This window comes from Neptuniibacter sp. QD48_55, from assembly GCF_047778115.1.
Classification (GTDB): Bacteria; Pseudomonadota; Gammaproteobacteria; order Pseudomonadales; family Balneatricaceae; genus Neptuniibacter.
On sequence record NZ_CP180555.1, the window covers coordinates 1,774,816 to 1,797,806 of the forward strand.

Below are 22,991 nucleotides of genomic sequence, written 5' to 3' on the forward strand. Positions count from 1 at the left end.
ATGTGTGAGCCAGTTGAGCCACGTTTGTTATTATCAGCTGACCCACTATCATTTGTCGCAGATCCGGATACAGCAAGTGATCTGTCCCTCAAGCTTTTCGAAGAGCTAGCTACACCACCGATTTTACAGCTTTTCGATACCTCTGGAGATACACCGGTATTACTCGCTGAACGCCTATTAAGTGAAGTAGGCGATGTCGTTATTACCGGTTCTGACCTAGATGATCGTCTGAGTATCGATTTTGACCAAGCTGCAGCACCTGGAATTGTAATCACCTTTGAAGGTGGAGCAGGTAATGATGTCCTTGTTGGTCCAACTGCTGACAGTGATTGGCAGATCACCGGATCTAATACTGGTACGTTAAATGGCAATCTTCAGTTCAGTAATGTCGAAAATCTTACAGGTTCAGCTGATAACGAAGATACCTTCACCTTTATGCCTGACGGTAGCTTAAGCGGCGTTATTGATGGCGGTGATGGAGGGTTCGATAGCTTAGTGATTGAAGGGGGGGACTACGAAAATGTCGTATTCACACCGACAGGGCCAGATTCAGGTACGGTAGCTCTAGATGATAACCTGATCACTTACGTAGGTTTAGAACCGATTACAGCTACTGGCACCTTATCAGATGTCATATTCGATCTGACTGCTGGGGATGATTACGATACGCAGTTAAGTGATGGTTTAGCTCCCGGTGAATATACCTTATCAGGTACTACATTTGAGGATACAACGTTCCTTGCACCACTCAATTCATTAACCATCAATGGTGGCGATGGTAACGATACTATTACGTTAACTAATCTCGATCTTGGCAGTGTAGATTTAACCGTAGATGCCGAAGAGATTATTGTTACAGGTTCGCTTACTGCAGGGGATATTACGCTTACAGCAACCGCATCTGATGAAGGTACGATCGAAACAGTAGGGGATCTGTATGATGAATTTACAGGCCCATTGGATGCAGTTGAAGATATTGAGCTTCCTATCGACCTTAGCGGTTTATATTTTTCAGACCCTAACGCAAAAATAGACCTTTCATCAGCCGTAGTTAGTGGCTCTGCTGTTGTTCTTCGTGCCCAAGCTTCTTCGCCTGTAAATGCTGTACCTGCAGATCTATTAGGTGCAGGTATTGATGGAGTTGGTGTTTATGCCCGAGCACGTGCTGAAGTTAATATTCTTGATACAGCAATCACAGCCAATAGTTTGATGGTTGAAGCGACCACCGCAGTAAGTAGCGACCAAACTGATGCTGCGACTGCAGGGGATAACGATAGCGAAGCAGATGCGGCAATCTCGCTTGTTGTCGTTGATTCAAGTGCTAAAGCGCATGTTTCTGGCGCTAGTACCCTTAATATCAGTGGTGATGTCGATATTCTTGCCAGCACGGATATCGATGTAAACAGTGAAACTGATGGTTCTCTCGGTGATTCCGGTGCTACTTTAGCGATGGGTTTAGTTTTCACTGAAACTAAGGCTTACATAGACGGCAGCTCTTCAATACTCGGTAGCACAGCAGAAAAAGTTAACGTTAGCGCGACAACCACCAATCAAGTGCATACCAAAGCAACTTCAACTCAAGGTGGTTCAGAAGAAAATACCAGCGGCGGTAACCAGACAGAAAGTGCGCTACAAGATCCTAACAACGATGGTGACAATTCAGACAGAGCCAGTACAGCAGAGGGTGATGTCGATTTTGCTGGCGCTTTAGCACTAACATTGGTTGATAATCTAACCGCTGCTTACATCGAAACAAGCGGCAGTATCACCACCGATACCAGCCTTACAGATGCCAACATCGATGTTAATGCAACTTCAATTGACACTGTAACCGCAACAGCTGATGGCTCTAATACTGGGGCTGCTGCACCAGGTGTAGGTATCGCAGTTGCTTTAAATATCGCAACCGTTGATAGCCTTGCTTATCTAGATGGTGCTGGCAGTTATTCTGCCGATGCAATTGAAGTGAGTGCAACTCTAGATGCCGATAATAGCTTTGAAGCTGAAGCCGAATCAGGCTCTGGTGGCGGGAATCTTGGCGTCGCAGGATCATTAGCCGTTAATGCTGTGACAGCGAGAGTCGAAGCTACGGTTGAATCGGGTGCAACACTAGATCTGGGATCAACCGATCTATCGTTGAATGCGCTCTCAGCCGTGAAATCTAACGCACTTGCCAAAGCTGATGTTGAAGGCGACGGCGATAGTAATGACACCGATGATGGTGATAGCAACAATGGTGAAGGTACTGGTCTAGGTGCATCTGTCGCAGTAAACATCTCAGACATTGTAACTCGAGCTTCTGTAGAAGATGCGCTGTTGAGCAATGTAGCCGCGATTGACGCTAATGCTACTGGCTCCTACTTTATGGATACCAAAGCGGTTGGCGGTGCAGCAGGCGGTACAGCACTTACTCCAGTAGTTGCGATCTCAATTGCACGAAACTCAACCATCGCTGAGATTTCAGCGGGTAGTAATACACTTAATCTAGCAGGCGATCTCTCTTTAACCGCTGATCATACCAGCGTGACAAGTACCCATGCAGCAGGTGATACAAAGGGTGATTCGGTTGGTCTCGGTGCTTCTTTAGCGCTGACCATTGCCGAAGAAGACGTTCAAGCACAAATCTTGCGTGATGTTATCTCATCTGGCGGGCAGGTGATGTTGCTAGCTCAGGGCGCAACAGTTTCTAGAACTCATGCTGAAGCCAGTGCTGCTGGAGCTGAAGAGGACGATGGTTCCAATCCTGATGGTGTGGATGATCAAAACGCTCAGCAACTCGGTTTTGCAAATACCCAAGCTGACAGTAGAACCGACTCTGGTTCAACTAACAGTTCAGAAACACCTGATGCCTCAACATCAGATGGCAGTGTCAGTGTTGCAGCTGCAATTTCAATCAATTTAGGTGAAGCCAATTACTCCGCTTTGATAGCTGATGGTGCAGTCGTTTCATCAACTGGCGCCTTAACGGTAACTTCACGTGCTAACAGTGACTCTGCCGCTATAGCTGATGCAAGTGCGACATCTACAGATGGCGGTGTAAGTGTTGGTGCTGCCGTTGCAATCAATAAATCAGACACCCTAAATTTATCATCGGTTGGTGATGGTTCTATCGTTGACACCGGAGCCACTGTCAGTGCTGATGGACTGACAGTAAATGCTTTGATGTCAGAACGCAGCAGCGATATTAGTTCTAGCACTGTGGTCGATCTGGCAGCAGACACAATATTGCTCGAAGGCGTAGAAGGTTTAGAAACCGCTGATGAAGTTACTTATCAGCAAGACGATGACGGCAGCGCAATTGGCGGGCTAACTGATGGCACTACTTACTATCTGATCGATGCCGGTGATGGTAAATACAAGCTAGCCCTAAATGAGACCGATGCCAATAATGGCACTGCTATAGACTTAACCTCATTAGGTGGTGGCACCGAGCACACATTCGAACGCGCGGGTGAAGAAGATATCACCTTCAACCCTCAATACGAGCTCAAATTTGAAGCACCACAGGGCTATGTTACCGGTGATGAAGTTACTTATCACAATGGCGGTGGTAGTGATATCACCGGGCTATCAGACGGTAAAACCTATTACCTGATAATTGGTGATGAGATTCAGCTAGCTGAATCGCGTGAAGATGCTTTTGCAGGTAATGCGATTGAGGTGACTGGATCTGGTACTGGAGATAATCACAGGTTAACCGAATCGATTCATCGTACAACAGCACGTTCTACATCTGGTGCGAGTGGTGGTGATGTAGGTGTTGCAGGCTCTTTGGCAATTAACCTTGTCGATGTAACGACTTCCGCCTCAATCGCTGCGGATAGCATCGTTACCATGCTGAATAACAGTGCTGTCAGTCTTAATAGTGAATCAGTCACTGAGCATTCCGCTATGGCGTTGCCATTAGAAAATGCAGGTGGTGAAAGTGTAGGTATTGGCGCATCAGTCGCCTTGAATGTCAGTGATAACGATACCTTATCTGAACTTGCTCTAGATGCCAGTATTACAGGCGCATCTGATCTAATACTGGATGCTGATGGTACTTATGAACAATGGGTTATTGCTCGTGCAGGTGCGGCAGGTGGTGTAGCGATTACTCCCGTTGTCGCGCTTAACATAGCTTTCAATGATACCAATGCAAATATCCAAGCCGGATCATTACTTGATCTCAGTGGAGGTCTAACCCTTAATGCCGAACAAACCAGCAGAACCACAGCTGACGCAGAAGGTGACGTTGAAGGTTCTGATGCAGCAATCGGTGCTTCTTTAGCCTTAGTATCAGCCAATGATAGTACTGCCGTTATGATCGCTAGGGATCTGACAGCAGGCGGAGCCATGATGTTGATGGCACGAGGCAACAATGCCTCAAGAACGACAGCTAAAGCCAGCTCAAGCGGTGCTGAACAGGATGATGGCGTAGAAAATAGCGGGGATGATAACGGCGTTAATGATCAGGTTGCCTCACAACGAAGCTTTGCAGGCAGCAATAGTGATGAAGGCACCGGTGATAACGATAGCCCCGATGCATCTACCTCTGAAGGTACCATCAGCGTTGCAGCAGCTATCTCGGTCAATATTAGTGATTCACAAACTTCCGCTTATGTTGGTGGCACTTCTTTAGATCCAATCACAATAAACGTAGCTGGCGATATCAACGTAAACAGTTCCGCTAATGCTGATTCACTATCGGAAGCCGATGGTAGCGCTACCACAAATGAAGGCGGTACTAGCGTAGGTGTCGCTGTTGCACTCAGCACTTCCGATATCAGTAATAGCTCTCTAATAGAGTATGCCGATATTACTGCAGCTAGTGTGAATGTCACTGCAGAGATGGCTGATCGCGATGTCGAAGTCACCCCTAAAGAGCCCATCAGTGTTGATATTGATGCAAACACTATCTATGTAGGGGATGTCGATGATTTAGAGACTGGAGATGAAGTTACCTATAGCAATGGCGGTGATACCAGCATCGGTGGCCTAACCGACGATGGTGGTACGACTAAGTATTACGTAATCGATGTAGGTGATGGGAAAGTTAAACTGGCTGCTTCTGAAGCGGATGCAAATGCCGGTACAGCAATCGATCTTACATCCTTGGGTAGCGGGGATAATCATAGTATAGAGCGTGATGGTAAAGATAACCTCGACTTTGACCCAGACGAAAAACGTTTAGAAATTCACTTAGAAGACACGTTGGGCCTTAATACAGGTGATGAGATTGTCTACAGCAATGGTGGCGGTACCGATATTGGCGGGTTAACTAATGGTAATACCTACTATGCCATTATCGAAGGCAATGGCCGACTCAAACTTGCCGATTCCAAAGAAAACGCTCTAAAAGGTGAGGCTGTAGAATTAACCAGTATAGGTACGGGCAGCTCTCACCAAATTACAGAATCAACTTACTCATCATCAGCACGAGCCAACTCCGGTGCGAGTGGTGGTGATATTGGTGTTGCCGGTACCGTAGCAATCAATGAAGCTAGCGGTTCAACTTCAGTAACCTTAGGTGATGGTTCAGATATTACTGCAACTGGCGATGTCACCGTTAAAGCTGAATCCAGCACTAGCAATGAAGCACGTGCTCTACCTGGAGACCCTACCTCTGGTGGCAGCGGTGGTGGCTTATCCGTTGCTGTGAATGTCAGCGCACATGATACTAATGTCGCTATCTTAGGTGGCGACATTAGCCAGTCAGACAACTTATCTGTTTCTGCTGAGGGTGATCACACCATGGTGACACTCGCTAAAGCAGGTTCTAAAGCAACCGGTTCCGATGGAATAGCCTTTGGTGGCGCTGTAGCTATAGGCGTAGCAAACAACGACACATCAGCTCAGATTGATTCCAACGGCGACTCTCTTAACGTCTCAGGTAATCTAAGTATCTCCGCATCTACCTTAGAGGCTCAAAAAACGGAAGCTGACGCGGAAACCGATGGAGGTGAAACCGGCGTGGGTATCTCCTTTGCGATGGGCTGGGTAGAAGACAATACCGATGCTTTACTTGCAAGAAGCGTCAACACCGGTGTTGGTAATGTTTCAGTGGTAGCGTTATCAGAAATTGATGCGACAACCGTGGCTAAAGCCAGCTCAGAAGGATCGAAGTCTGAAGAAGACGGCGGTAATACCTCAGATGAGGAAACAAGTAATCAAACCGATTATGCCAATAGTCGGGCCGGCACTTCGGTTTCTGCACCTACAGCAGGTGACCAGGTTGAAGGAGCAAATACCACCGCTGAATCACAAACCGCTAATCCGGGTGGTCAAGGTGGTACGGGTGAAGATGCATCACAACAAACACGAGGTGGTACTGTACGTGTAGCTGCAGCGATTGGCGCTACTGTCATTGCCCCTGAAGTTAATGCCTCTATTAGCGATGGCGTGGTTATCGATGCCAGTGGCGATCTCACCGTCAAAGCAACCAGTGATGCTGACGCAGATACACAAGCCATCGCCACAGCTTTTGCTGATGATGCTAAAACCACAGTAGGCGCTGCCGTAACTGTAAATGTCGGATTGTTAGATACTCATGCATCTATCGGCAATAGCGATATCACTGCAGCGTCTGTCAGCATTGAGGCGGGCACTCCAAGCGGTGAAAGTAACGACTTTAAACTGCTCTCACTGGCCGGTAGTGGTTCTACTCAGAAAGGCGAGAATGATAATACTGCCGTGGCCGGTTCTGTAGGCGTTAATGTCATTATCAGTAACACTAGCGCTACACTCGCTGATGGTGCGAGCCTTACAACGACTGGTACCGATCTAAGCGTTGAAGCAAGACAAGATATAGGTTTACAGAATATAGCAGGTGGTGGTGCACTAACCTTATCCGATGAGGGTACCAGTGTTGGAGCTGCAATCGGGGTTAATGTTGTTGAAAATACCACTCTTGCAAGCGTTGGCGATGGTACTTCAATTGATTCCGCTGGAGATCTGTCAGTCATCGCAGATGCATCTGTCAGCCCTCTAGAAATCATTGTCCCAGTGCTTAACGAAACCGGCATTGATGTCACCACACTCGTTGCCGGTGCTGCAATTGGGTCTGGTGGCGATGCAGGTGCCGGATCTGCAGCGATTGATGTCTTTGTATTAAATACTAAAGCGATCATAGGTGCTGGAGCTGTGGTGAGCTCTGGCAATGACCTGACGGTAAGAGCAACAGACAATACTACACTTTCAACATTTGCTGGTGCTCTGGCAGGCAGTAAAGATGCTACCGGTGTCGGTATAGGCCTAGGCGTAGCGGTTATCACCAAATCTACTGAAGCGATCATAGAAGCGTCCGATAACGCTTTAGTACCAACATCCATTACCACTGGCGGCGATTTGATCGTTGAAGCTGATGGTACCGAGGATATTTTCCAATTAACGGCTAACTTAGGCGCAGGTGATAGTACTTCAGGCGCTGGCGGCCTCAATGTCTTGGTTAATCTGACTGATACCCGTGCGGTTTTAGGTAAAGATCCGGATGCTGAAACACCTGAAGCAGGCAATGTAGTTGTTAACACGACAGGTTCAGCGATGGTTGCAGCCAACAGCCACACTGCCATTGAAAGCTACGCAGGAACCCTTGGGGTCTCTATGAGTGGCTCTTCAGTAGGTATCTCGGTTGGGGTATTGGTCGATATTGATCGCACCCATGCCGTGATCGGTGAGGGGGCCGAAGTAACATCTTTAGGCCAAGGTGCTGGGCTTTCTGTAAGAGACGGCATCTTTGATAGTAATGGCGATCAAGGTACAGAAACCGTCAATGGCTTATCTGTAACCGCTACCAGCTATGACGATGTAACACTCTTAGCTATTGCAGCCTCTGGTTCATTAGGGCAGGACAATGGCGGCAATGAGAACGGTGACAATGACGGCGGAACCAATGTAGGTATCGCAGCATCTGTTGGCGTTGCTGTACTCGACGGTGAAACCCATGCCACATTAGGCACTGGAGCCACTATCAATGGTGATAATACCGGTGCAGCCGCAAACCAAGGCATATTAATGCGTGGTGCTGATGAAACCAACGTCACCAACATCATTGGTGGTTTAGCGATTACCAATGGTGCCGATGCCGGTGTCACAGGCTCAGTATCAGTCAATATAATTGATAATAGTGTTTGGGCACGGGCGTTAGGCAGTAATGATCTAACGTCGAATTCAGGTGGCGTGACCCTTTCTGCAACGGGTGCTACTAACCTTGATACGGTCACCATTGCAGTCGCAGGTGCAATCAAAACGGGTAACAGCGATAACAACAATTCCAGTGATATAACATTCGCTGGTGCAGGCAGTGTCACAGTTAATGTCGTTGATACCGAACTTTTAGCTCAAATTGATAGTGGCACGGTAGATACCGATGGCAATTTAACCCTGCATGCCGAAGATAGCTCAGATATTAGAGCCGATTCAGGTGGTGCCACATTTGCTTATGACAACAGCGGAAGTACAGCCGGTGCTGTGGGCGCCTCTGTAGCGGTGAATGATGTTACACAAACCATTCGAGCGACTGTTACAGATACTCCAGTTAGCGCTACCGGTGGGGTAGACGTTAGCGCAACTAACTCATCCAGCATTCAGGCACTAACCATTGCAGGTTCCGCAGCAATTGCCAATGACTCTGATGCCTTAGCCGGTGCAGGCTCCGGTTCAGGGAATTTCATTTTAGCTTCAACCGAAGCAAGTATTACCAACACTGGCGCAGCGCAAACATTGTTGAGTGCAGGTGATATAAATATTACAGCGACAGATAACAGTTACATCAATGCGGATGCCGGTGCAGGTGCCTTAGCGTTATCACTAGGCGGCGGTGATTTAGGTGCAGCGGCAGCGGGTGCCGCAGGTGCGCAAAACGTTATTACTAAAGATACAACAGCTGCTCTTCGTAATGTTAATGCCACGGGTGACAACGTTAATGTCACTGCAACCTCCACATCAACAGTCAACGCTTTCACCTTAGGTATTGCAGGAGCACTGGCAAATGACGGTAGCGCATTAGCGTTGGCAGGTTCCGGCTCCGGTAACTTTATTACTGGTGATATCAGCGCCGTTATCAACCCTAGCAGTATCGTGGCAACGGGTGATGTCAGCCTGTATGCATCTGATGTAAGTATTGTTACTGCGACTGCAGGTTCAGCAGCCGTATCGATCAGCGTCGGCAGTGGTAGCGGCTCTCAGGCTGGGGTCGGCTTAGGTGTTTCGGTCGCGGTGAATGAGATCGATGTCTCTACAGAGGCAATTCTGTCTTCGACTTCAGTAAATGCAGGTGGTGCGCTTTCTGTTGAAGCCTTAACGGCTTCCGAGATAGATACTCTGGCCTTTGGTGTCGCGTTATCCGTCACGCAATCTAGCGATAATAATGCTATCAGTGCTGCTGCTACCGGTGCTTTAACCTTTAATACCATCAGCAATAGCGCCATTACAGAAATTGAAGACGTAGCTGATTCAGGTGCGACAATTACGGTTGCTGGCCCAGTATCAGTTATAGCAACGGATCAATCGTTAATCGTTGCTGATGCAGCGGCAGCTTCATTCAGTTTGGCGATCAGTTCTGATAATACTTCTGTATCTGGCAGTATCGGTGTAGCTGTGGCTGATAATGATATAAGCAATACAGCCAGAGCTGCGATTAACGATATTAGCCTAACCAGCAGTTCTGCAGGAGCGACTATTTCTGCACTATCAGAAGCGAGTATCGAAGCCATAGCGGTATCGGCATCGGTGGGAATTAGTTCTTCATCGAATGGCACATCCGCAAGTTTCTCTGCAGATGTTTCCTTAGCTTTCAATGATATAGACAGTACAGTTGAAGCGATGATCGAGGGAGGTTCATTTGTAGATCTGGCTGGATCACTCGTTTTATCAGCTATCGATAACTCATCTATTACAGCCGACATAGTGGCAGCTAGCATCAATGCCGCTGTCAGTGGATCTGGCAGTTCGGGTGGCTTAAATGTCACAGCCACTAATGCCAATAATGAAATTAATAATACAACTAGAGCCCTAATTTCTAACTCGATACTTACTGCTTCAGCATTGGATATAGATGCTGAATCCAATACATCAATTGATGCTGTCGCAGTATCAGCAGCCATCAGCGTGACCATTAGCGGTTCCTATTCACTCAGTGGAACGGGTAGTGGCGCAGGCAGCCAGAACACCATCAGCAACATTATTGAGGCAGGATTGGTAAATGGAGCTGATGCAACTATTGACGGCAATACTAATATTGATGCCTCTAATGCCGCAGAGATCTATGCAGATGTCGCTGCGGCAAGCGCTTCGGTCACAGGCAGCAGTGATGGTGCCATCACTTTAAATGTCACCGTAGCTACAGCAGATAATGTCATTTCTACACAAACCAGAGCGTTAATCGATAACAGCAGTCTATCAACTGGCGGAGATCTGATACTCAATGCCGATTCAGCAGGAACAATTGAAACCTTAGGGTTAGCAGCAAGTTTAAGTGTAAATGCCAGCAGCGGTAATATCGCTGTCGGAGCATCTGTAACTGTTGCGGTCGTTACTAATACAGTCAATGGCGCTGTAGAAGCGGTAATTCAAAACAGTGCGGTTGTTGATGCCAGCAATGTCACTATTAGCGCTACTAACAGTAGTTTGATTGATGCAATTAGCACATCAATTGGTGTAGGTGTTACCGCAACCAGTGGTTCAATTGCCTTTGGTTTAGATGCATCAGCAGCTGTCGCCATCAACAATGTGGGTACAGCAGTGACCGCAGGAGTGCTTAATTCCGATGTCACTAGTAGCGGCATTCTTGATATAGATCTCACCTCATCGTTACAGATGAATGTCACCACAGTTGCAGTTGCTGTCACTGTTGGTGCATCGGGTGATGTGGCAGGTACAGTCGCTGGCGCGGGTGCAGCGGCAGACAATATTCATAGCGGTGTTTCCAGAGCGGTCATTGAAAATAGCACTGTAAATGCAACAGGCGCGGTTAGTGTGGATGCGGTAGATACATCATCTCTAGATTCAGAGGTGGTTTCTGCATCAGCTTCAGTCGCAGTCGGTAGCACAGCAGCCTTTGCTCTAGGTGTGTCCGTTGTATTAGCTACCAATAGTCTCAGTGGCGTAACAGAATCAGGCATTATCAACTCAACAGTGAATGGCGGCAGCGTAACAGTTGGTACTGATACGCAGATGTCGATTCTCTCTACGGGTGTGGCAGCTAGCTTATCTTTAGCTGCAGGTGATATTGCGATCACGGGTGCAGGTGCGGGGGCATCATCTTTGAATACTCTGAACAATACTGTGGCAGCTCGAATCAGTAACAGTACTGTTACCAGCACCACCGGATTAAGCGTTCATGTTGAAGATAGCTCTTCTGTTACTTCGACTGTGGTTGCTGCCTCAATTGGTTTAGCCATTAGCAGTGGTGGTAGTGCTGCAATATCAGCGGCAATTGCGGTATCCATTGCGGATAACGACATCAATACGGACTTAAGAGCGGCAATTGATGATGGATCGCTTATTACTGCCAATGGCGCAGTTGATGTATCAGCGCTTGCAGATGGCTCAGTAGATGCCAATGCGGTAGCTGCCTCTGTTTCGGTTGGCGGTGGTGGTACCGTTAGCGTCGGGGCGTCCGGTTCTGGTAGTGCAGTTACCAATACGCTAGCCAATACTGTCGAAGCCACCATTGATACTGCAACCATTAACAATGCGACTGATGTAGTAGTGATGGCCACCAATGAACTCACTATCGACACCTTAGCGGTAGCAGCATCGATCGGAGCGTCTGCTAGTGGCACAGCTGCAGTCACTGTATCTGGCTCGGTTACGTTAGCGACGCTAAATTCGAACACGGTAACCTCTGCGAGCATTAGAAGTTCAGCGATCACAGATCCTAATATAGTTTCAGTGTTGGCATTTAACGACACTGATATAGAAACCAAAGCTGTTGCCGCAACACTTTCGTTAGCCGCAGGTTCTTCAGCAGCGGTAGGTGTAAGTTTCGCAGTCGTAGAATCCGTTGCCAACGTTGGTGGCACCACAGAAGCAGTAATAAACCCATCCACCATAACCTCTGCTGATGATGTCTTAGTTGAAGCAATAGATATTAGTGAAGTGGATACGCTGGTTGTATCTGCCACCATTGGGGTTGCGGCATCATCAACTGCAGCGATCGACGTATCGATCTCTGTGAGCTTAGCAACCGTCAATGTAACCAATGATTTATTAGCCACAATTCAAGGCTCTACAATAGATGCGGATAATGTCACCGTTAATGCCCAATCTTTCCTAGGAGGAGATAGGGCAACAGTCACAACAAAAGGTATTTCAGCGGCTTTATCTGTTACAGCGAGTGGCAACTTCTCACTATCTGGTGCAGGTAGCGGTGCATCTGTTACCAGCAATATGAGTAACACTATTGCTGCTAGCGTCATCGATAGTGATATTGATGCGAGCACGCTCTCCGTGACTGCAGAAGATCGAGTACTCTTAGATACCTTGACCGTCGCTGTAGCAGCGAGCGTAGCTGCAAGTGCAAATATTTCCGTATCATTGTCTGGTGCCGTTGCAGTATCTACCGTCGATTTCGATACATCTGTTCAATCCATTATCTCAGGCTCTGATATCGACTTAACGTCTGCTGCTCCAACTATTTTGTCGGCCCGTTCTGATAGCGATGTAACTACATTCTCAGTCGGTGCAGCCCTTAGTGTTTCAGCAAGCAGTGCGTTTGCGTTTTCTGCATCGGTAGGTGTTGCAGTTGCGACAGTGAATGCCGCAAACCTTACAGAATCGCTGATCACCAATAACAGTACTTTTAATGCGCCAGGGGATCTAACGGTTCGCGCGAAAGATGTCACTAATATTGATACTGATGTTGTTGCAGCTAGCGTTGCAGTGGGTGCATCGGGTGGTGTGGCTATATCAGTTGGCTTGTCTACCTCTGTTGCAAGTAATACCTATAGCGGCACTGTTCGGGCAGGCATCGAAAACTCTTCGGTTGATATCGGCGGCTCCCTCACTGTCGAGGCAGAATCTGAGGCCAATGTTGATGTACTGGGTGTTGCAGCCTCTGTTACTGTCGCCGTATCAGGTAGTTTCTCTTTAGCAGCCGGCATTAGTGCGGCTGTAACTGAAAATACCGTCGACGGCTTGGTCGAATCCTATATTGAGGATGCAAGCGGATCCCATTTCATTGAGGCAGGTGGCGATGTGATTGTTACCGCTGTCGATGATCTGTCTGTGACTTCAGATGCTGCAGCGGTAACACTATCTGTTAGCGGTTCTTATGTAGGTGTGGCTGTCGGGGTATCTGCAGCGACTTCTGAAAATACCAATAACAGCATTACCCGAGCTGAAATAGATAACTCAGATGTAACCTCTGAAGCAGGAACCGTCACCTTACTTGCTCAATCTGAATCTGATCTGGATGCATTTGTTGCCTCTGTTGCGGTCTCTGTTTCAATCTCAATCGGCTTTGCAGGTGCAGGCGCTGGAGGCTTTGCACGTAATACATCCACTTCAACGGTAAGTTCACGAGTCAGCAATGGATCTAATATAACTTCAGCAGGTAATGTCGTTATCTCAGCTAACGATATCTCCGACGCTCAGGCCGATGTTATTGCGTTTGCCGTATCGGTGGGGGCATTAGGTACCTCCGTTGGTGTTTCACTGGCTGAGAACTACATCACGAATACCGTGATAGCAGCAGTAGAAGATAGTTCTGTTACCGCATTGGGTGCAGGTACGATCCAGATCGATTCAGATGCGACTCAAGAAATCGATGCCAACAGTTCAGTTGTTTCAGTATCCGTAGCCCTAGGCGGCCTCGCAGGCGCAGGTGCTTCGGCTATTACGGACATTGACAGTGATGTTGAAGCATATGCTCGGAATTCAACTTTAACTGCCGCAGGCAATCTGGTTCAGATAGATGCAGACAGTAGTCATATCGCTAATGCCACTTCATTTGGTTTAGCAGCTGCTACAGGTGCTGGAATATCCATAGTTAACGGCAGCGCGAATATTGGCGGTGCAACTCGGGCTTATTCAGATGGTGATATGACCGTCACCGCCAGTGCAATGGATATCACAGCTGATTCTATTGCCAGTGCTTTACCTGATGTCACTTCTGTAGCTTTATCGCTTGGTGGAGCAGGTTCTGGAGCAATAGTATCAGCCACAGTGGATCGGACGACTGAAGCTTATATCGGCGGACGAGCAGGAACGGTTCCATTAGGTAGCACCAACGTCATGTTGATCGGTGGACCGCTGAATATTGATGCAAATTCTACTTTTACTGCTACTGCAGCGCCTCTGAATTTTGGTTTAGGTGCCGGAATTACTGTAGCTGTAACAAAAACGGAAGCGATTATTCAAGGTAATACCTTGGCATACATTGGTGAGAGCAGTTCAGTGACTGCGTCTGATGTTTCTGTAACTGCTGCAAGTACGGAAGTTGCGACATCAGAAACGATTACTATCGCCCTTGATATTGCTGGTGCAGCAGTCAGTGCAACTAGCGCAACTTCACAAGTGCTTAGTAACACTGAAGCATTCATCGGCACTCGTGTGGGCGAACTGTCATTAGGTAACCCAACAGCAGTTACTGTAACCGGTAGCGGTGATCTAGTCATTGATGCGACAGCCAGTCGAACCGCCATATCAGATACCTTAGGTTCAGCACTGACTCTCGGTGTGTTAGCGGTTGATGTATCACTACCAACTGCAGAAGTTGGTGGCAGAACCTTAGCGGGCATCGACGGTCAGGTTACTGTGATTGCAGGTGATATCGATGTTGTTGCGACCGCATCTAACAAAGCGGAAGCGGAAGCCCTGGTATTATCGCTATCCGTTGTGGGTATAGGTGGTTCCGGTGCTGATGTAGTCGCGATTATCAATGAAACCGCAGATGTTGAAGCCGTGATCGGAGCCGATGTTACCCTTACAGCAGATGAAATTCTGTTGGATGCTCATCATATAGATAACAACAATTTCGCAACCGCCAAAGCATTAGGTGGAGCCGGCGGACAGTTGGGTGGTTTAGCTGTTATGTTGGCTGAAGCCTACGTCGAAGGAGGTGTTAAAGCCGAACTTAATGGTGACGTTTTGGCTTCTGAGTCTGTCACCGTAACCGCTTCAGGCAGAAACCTAGCTCAAGCAGATACATTGGCAGTTGCTATCGGTGCAGGTTTTGGTGCATCCGGTACAGGTACAGTTTCAGAAATAAGTGATACAGCAGATGTTGTCTCCAGAATAGGTTCTACATCATCCATTACAACCACCGGAGCGGTTTCTGTTTCTGCGACAGGTGATAATGACGCACTCAGTAACTCCGATGCAGGCTCTGGCGGTACAGTTGCCGTTTCTGGCTCAGCATTAGGAGCAACCGTTGCAGGCGCTATTATTGCTGAACTGAATGGCGATCTCTTCAATGCGACTGCAGTCGATGTTATCGCCACCGGTGATAACTATGCAAAAGCCGATGCATTAGCAATATCCGTCGGTATTGCCAGCGGTTCAGGTGCGGATGCATTCGCTGAAATTACATCAGATGCCGATGTCCAAGCCAAAGTAGGCTCAACTTCACAGATTACAGTTCCTGGTGCAGTGATCAATGTATTAGCAACTGGCAGCAATGAAGCTCAAGCCAGCGCAGTAGGCGGTGGTATTGGCGGTCTATCTATCAATGTAATGCTCCCAGAGGCGATCGTCGGGGGCGGTGTATTAGCTGAATTCAGTGGCGATATCGTTGGCGGGGCAGCTTCTTTGCTCAATGTTAAAGCCCTAGGTGATAATTGGGCCAATGCTCAGACTACCGTGGGTAATATTTCATTACTCGGTGGTGCTGGTGCTAAAGCTATTGCAGAGATAAGTTCTACAGCAGATGTAGAAGCTCGAATTGGTTCAGCAGCCACAGTGGTAACATCTGGTGCAGTTGTCGTAGATGCCCGATTGCAAGGCAATATGAATCTTGCAACGGCGACGGCTCTTGGTGCTGTCGGTGGCGCATTAGCAGGTGTTTCTGTGATGCTCGCGACAGCTGAAGTCGGTGGTGCAGTCATTTCGGATGTAGATGGTGATGTAACAGGTTCATCTTCAATCACTATAGAAGCAGTAGGTCTAAATCTAGCCGAAGCCCACACCTTGGCCGGAGGATTTGGTGCCTTTGCTGGTGCAGGTAGCGGTGTTGTGGCTGATATTACGTCTGAAGCTGATGTCATAGCATCTGTAGGCTCAACGGCATCACTCACTACGGCAAATACTCTAACTGTTCGTGCTACCGGAGATAACGATGCGATCTCAAGTTCTGACCTAGCGTCTGGCGGTGCTGTTGTCATTTCAGGTGGTTCTTTAGCTGCCCGAGTGGGTGGTGCAGTCATCGCTGAGATGAACGGTGATGTTAATGATGCTAATACCGTGCTTGTACAAGCTACCGGTAATAACGTTGCACTCTCTGATGCTCTCGCAATTTCCTTAGGCCTTTTCAGTGGAGCAGGTGCTAGCGCTATAGCGGAAATCACTTCCGACGCAGACGTTCAAGCCAAAGTAGGATCTACAGCTCAGTTCAATACGCCTAATGCCAATATCGATGTGCTAGCCACTGGATATAATCATGCCGTTGGTACCGCAGTTGGCGGCAGTGGCGGTGTAATTTCTATCTCTGTCATGCTTCCAGAAGCCCATGTTGGCGGAGGTGTGTTAGCCCAATTCGATGGTCAGACTACCGGTGGCTCGATATCTACCTTAGATGTTAAAGCCCTTGGTCAAAATATTGCGGATGCATCAACAACTGTTGCCAGTGTATCACTTGGTGGTGGTGCAGGTGCTCAAGCGATTTCTAGTATCACGGCAGATGCCGATGTTGAAGCGAGAATGGGCTCAGCCGCGTCTATCGCAGCAACAGGCGCAGTTGTTGTTGATGCTCGCTTGCAAGGCGCAATGAACCTAGCAACTGCAACGGCTACAGGTGGAGCTGCTGGTGTATTGGCGGGTGTTTCAGTCATGCTGGCCACTGCTAATATTGGCGGTGCAGTTATCGCTGATGTTGATGGTGATGTAACAGGTTCATCCGCTATCACCATTGAAGCCGTTGGCCGCAACCTTGCAGAAGCCCATACATTGGCGGGTGGATTCGGCGCCTTTGGCGGGGGCGGAAGTGGAGTGTTCTCACAAATTACTGAATTTGCTGATGTGATTGCTTCTGTCGGTTCAACAGCATCACTCACTACAAATAATGCATTAACTGTTAAGGCTACCGGTGACAATGATGCTCTATCAAGTTCCGATTTAGCGGCTGGCGGTCTGGTCTCTTTAGCAGGCGGTAAAATAACTTCGGAAATTGGTGGTGCCGTTATTGCCGAAATGGATGGGGATGTTTTCGATGCTAATACGCTAAATGTCCTCGCCACCGGTAATAACTATGCAGATGCAGATGCACTCACCATCTCTTTAGGTTTATTTAGTGGAGCAGGTGCGAGTTCAGTTGCCGAGATCACCTCTGATGCTGATGTTGAAGCAACTGTCGGTTCAACTGCTCAATTGACCATACCAGCAGCCAATATCGATGTTATTGCCACTGGTTATAACAAAGCAGAAGGTGTCGCTAATAGCGCTACAGTCGGTGTGATTTCAATTTCTGTGATGTTGCCATCTGCAACCATAGGCGGAGGCGTTTTAGCACAGTTTGATGGTGATATTGTCGGTAGTGCCGCATCAAGTTTAGATGTGAAAGCTTTGGGTCAAAACATTGCTCTAGCAACTGTCACTATGGGTTCAATCAGTTTAGGCGGCGGTAATGGTGCCCAAGCCAACGCCATTATCACTAGTGATGCAGATGTAGAAGCTAAAGTGGGTTCTGCCGCTTCGATCTGGACATCCGGCGCAGTAAAAGTTGAGGCGTTACTGCAGGGTGCTCAAAATCTTGCCACAGCTAATGCATTAAGTCTGGCTGGCGGGTTATTTACAGCATCGCTAGTAGGCGCAAAAGCACAAGTAGGCGGTGCAGTTATTGCTGAAATGGACGGTTCAGTCACTGCCAATTCCTTACTCGTTAAAGCGGACGGCGATAATACTGCAGATGCTGACGTAGTTACCGCAGGCTTGGGTGGCTTTACTGTCAATGGTGCGGCTGCGTTTGCAGAGGTGACTAGCTCTGCCGATGTTAACGCGACGGGTGGTACAGGTAGCAACGTACTAGATATTAATGGCTCAATTACCTTTATCGCTACCTCTGATCATGATGCTACTGCGGATGCTGATTCAGCCGGTGGTGGATTAGTCGCGGTCGGTGTCTCTATACCAACGGCTAAGGTTGGAGGTGGCACTAAAGCCGAAATGAATGCTGATGTTGTTGATGCAAGTTCATTAACTGTATCAGCCACCTCTGATAATGACGCGCTAGCCACTTCCGATGTAATTTCTATCGGTCTATTTGCCGGCGGTGGTGCCAACGCAAGTGCTGAAGTAACTAATAGCGCTGATACTGATGCCAGTATCGGTTCAGGCTCTCTGATTACTATTCCTGGCTCGGCTGTAAACGTTACAGCAACGTCAAATAATAATGCCGTTGCTAGCTCAGGTGCTGTAGGTGTAGGCGCAGTGGCGGTTAGCGTATCTAGTCCTAGCGCTAAAATCTTTGCTGATACCTCAGCAAAACTTCTAGGTAGTGTTGGTACAACCGTTGCCGGGTTAGATACAGATGGGTTACCGACTACGTACGGCGTTGCGGGTGCATCCTCCATCACGGTTAATGCCGTATCAAACGATACTGCTATAGCTGTCGTCGAATCTTTTGGAGCCGGCATAGTAGCAGCAAGTGCATCTACAGCGGTATCTGAAGTTGACCCTACAGTCGTTGCCGAATTTGGATCAGGCAATATAACCGCTTCTGGAAATGTCTCCCTTACAGCTCAATCAACCTCTATATCTGACGCATTTGCAGATTCTTCGGGTGGTGGGGCAATAGATGTAAAAGGCCTTAACACTAGCGCCAAAGCGAACCCAACGGTTAATGTTATCGTAGGTAGTGGCTATGTTGAGTCAGGCAATAATCTAACATTGAGAGCAGTGCATAGCTCTGCAGAAGTTAAAGCCGATTCTACAGGTTCTGGAGGCGGTGTTGTCTCGGTTGGTAATACTAATGCCACATCTGAGTCCAATCACACTGTGCAAGCCCTTGTCGATGCAAATATCCTTCGCGGTAATGACGTCATCATCGAGGCCAGTGCCAATACCAACGCTAATGCTATAGCAACTAACAAAGCACTTGGTGGCATTGTCATTGGTAACACAGATGCAACCGTTACATCTGATAGTCATGTACTTACAGATATAGGCTCTGGATCGATTATCGCACAGCGTGATGTTCAAATACTCGCAACCAGCATGCAAACCTTAACAGCGCTGGCTGAAACCGATGGTTCATTTGGTTTGGTAACTGATTCAGATGCTGATGCTGACATTGTCGTTAATCACGATGTAATCCTAACTTCTGACGCGACCATCAAGGCAAACCGAACTGTACTAGTTGAATCTCGTACTGGTTTAAATGCAGATGTTACCGCAAACGCGGATGCTACAGCTGTAGCAGGCTTCGCCGATGCAGATGGATCAATCACCATAGGCTCTGCAATTGATCCAGTACTCAATCAAGTCATATTGACCGGTAATTCTGACATTGAAGCTAATAATGTCGCCGTGGCTGCACGCGCCGGCAGTCAAACCAAAATAGATAACAGTACAGGGGATGTCGTTGTAGATAACAGCGGTTTAGTAAAAGAGTGGACCGCAAATGTTAACTCCGAAGCCGATACCAAAGCTTATCCAGTTGCCGATTCAACCGCTGATGCCCATATTCAATCTTGGGATCTTGTCGAAACTATCCTACATAACAGTTCTTCAATTATCAGCAATAGCAATATCGTTGTAGAAGCGCGTCACGACAATACCCAAATGCATGCCGATGCTGTTGCTAAATACAATGACTACGACAATGCGCTAGCCAATTTTATCAGTGCTGTAGCCTCTGTATTTAATCCGATTCCGGTCGATGTGCACTCTGACGCAAGCTCTACCTATAACAGCCTTACCCGCGTTAGTGGACGCGATGGATCGTTCTTAAAAGCTAAAGATATCGATGTTAACTCTGAAAATATCGCTACGATCACCGCTGACGCCGACAGCATAACTAATTTGCCAGATCTAGAAGTGTGTATTGGGGTCGACGATCTAGAAGTATGTTTCAACGTATTGAGCGTAGATATTGATGAAGATGAGACTGTTAGTAGTACACCAGATCGTCATATCTTCTGGGAGTCCCACGTAGTATTGCTTGGTGAACCTAACCCAGAGCTGGTCATTGATAAAAACGGAGTAATACTCAGTCTAACTAACATTGAATTCTTAGGCAGTAATACCGGCAAGGTCGTTGGCAATACACTCAGTGCTGCTAATAACCAAGTTATCCTCGACGACATTATCTACAACGAAGCAGGAAAATTAACCTTCTTTGCCAACCACGTAAATGGAACTGAAGGCATTATCTGGGGTAATAGCGGATTAGTAGAAAGTCAGCGGACTTGGGACAGTGTCAGAATCATCAATGATTCTGGATATGACCTCGTTATAAACCATATAGATACCCATGATGGATCGGCTGCGGTAGATATTAAAGTGGACGATATTCGCTTTAATCCAGCTTCTGCAAACAACGTATCCTTAGACCCAGTAACACCAGGCGACACCTTCGAATTTGATCTAGATATCACTTACCCAAGAACCTTAGTTGAAATCAGAAACCGCATAGCTGGAAATAATAATGATAGCGATATCATATTGTTAGGTGGTATTGATAATGTTATTGGTGATACCGTAATTGAGAACCAACGCGGGGATATCAGGGTTGATGAACGTGATTTAGTCGTTCAGCAAGGCGTACTTCCAACAGCCATTTTCGATGAAGGCTTAATCAGAACCAATACGCTAGATGTCGATGCCAGTGGCGATATAGGTAATCAGAATGCCAGTGATGGCCGCACGCCATTAATGGTGGAATTGGTCAGAATTATCCATGCCACCAGTAACGATGTTACTCCAGCACTTGAAGAGATTCATCTCGAAGCAGATGCCGGTAGTGACACCGTATTGGATATTACCCTGCATGATCGTTCTCAAGACCCAGCCGAAACCATCAGTCTCGATATAACCATCCACCGGATTACCGCAGGCGATGATGTCGATGTGATTATAAATGACTCCAGAGCCGGTGATGATTGGGCGCCTATCGATGGTGTAAATGTCAGCACCTACGATCCTCCAGGTCTGTTCGACCCTGATGGCCGTAGTGGTATTTACTGGGATCATTTTAGTCCAGATGTTGAGGGTGAGGCCCTATATAACTGGGTTCGCCAGACCTATGGCACAGGCCACTCTGAAGTGGATTCAGTCTATACCTTCACGGAAGTACGCGCTGGTGATGATATAGATATTGGCCATGTTGATAGTAATGACGGCTATACCGGAGCAGAAAACCGAACTTATCGAACCACTTCGATCACCGGCGCACCATACGGCTCCAATGTCACTGTTGATGTCACTCCTGATACAACAATCGACTTTATCATCAATACTGATGTTGATTGGAGTGGTGGTACACCGCCAGATGGTACACCTCAGATATTCTTAACCACTAATGGTGAAATCATTGCGGATGAGCTGATCGGTGATATGTTGGTTGGCCACATCCATTCGACCGAAGATGATGTCACGCTAAATTCCGGTGCAAGAATCATCGATGCCGATACGGATTCGGGTGCAGCAGCAACAGTCGATGTATCTGGCGTCAACATTATCCTTAATTCGGGTGTTATTACTGGTGAAACACCAACACCGAGCCAAGGTGGCATAGGTACTGAAAGTGACTTCTTAGAGATCAATGTTGATCGCAACGACGGTTTCGGTGTGCTTAATGCCTTCGATACGAATGCTCCATCAAATGGTGGCATCTTTATTGACGAGTTAACAGGTGATCTTGAGTTAGATACCGTTCAAAGTATTGAAAACATTTCGCTCAGAACAATTGATGGTTCAATCAGGGATGCCAGAAATAGTGAAGCAGGAGATGCCGCAGCCAATATCCTAGGTCAAACAATAGATCTCGATGCTAACGGCCATAATTCCGATATCGGTAGTAGCTCCAATGATGTCGAGATTGATTCGAGAATCAGCTCAGCAGCAAACGTCGACGATGTTGGCCTAGAGGCAACTGATAACATCTACCTCACTGAAACAGACGGCGATTTGAGTCTTGTTCTAGCCCATACCTATACAGGTGATATTCGCCTAACTGTTAGAGAATCTGCCGATTTAGATGAACATCTCATTCTTCTAGAATCAGGCAGCGCGCGGTTTGCTGAAAGCGATGACCGTGAACCTTATTCATTCCCTGATGCGCCACGTAACATTCTAAATGGCCAGATCTTCGCAGAAGGTGGTTCAGTACTTCTATTGGTCGGTGACAATGTCGATCTTCATCAAAATAGTGAGATTCTAGCTCAAGAAACTATCGACATCTTCGGTGATCATAACAATGCTGATGCCACTTATGGTACCAACATGACCCTAAGGGGCAGAATCATTGCCGGAGCTGATGTCACTTCCGGTGATCCTGTTGGCACAGCAATTCCAACCTATACCGCGCCTGTTTATCTCACCAATATCTGGGGTAATGATGATTCCGATTACATTCAATTCGGCGATCTATCAGGCGCTAGCGGTGATACTGAGCAGGGTGATGATGGCTATATCTTCCTCGGTTCTAAAACACGCGTTCACGGTAGTGCGGATCTAGATTCACTAGTGGCAGATGGTGAAGACCGAATGGTGGTCTACTTCTTACAAGACACATCAACCACCACTGGACCAAATACATTATCTGATGCAGAGCACACATTAACGCTCGACGGTCAGGCAGGCACTGATTATTACGAAGTTCACTCTCTGGGCAGTAACGGAGAAGATGAACGTAATTA

At 47.5% G+C, this 22,991-nt stretch carries 1 protein-coding gene (running past one end of the window); it reads left to right on the forward strand.

From position 1 onward, the window contains the following. Positions 1 to 22,991: the 5' portion of a Calx-beta domain-containing protein gene (locus ACMXYW_RS08235; RefSeq protein ID WP_415905864.1), read on the forward strand. Its footprint extends 11,446 nt past the window's final position; the window shows 22,991 of its 34,437 coding nt (coding positions 1-22,991); the start codon lies at positions 1 to 3; its stop codon lies off the right edge, out of view.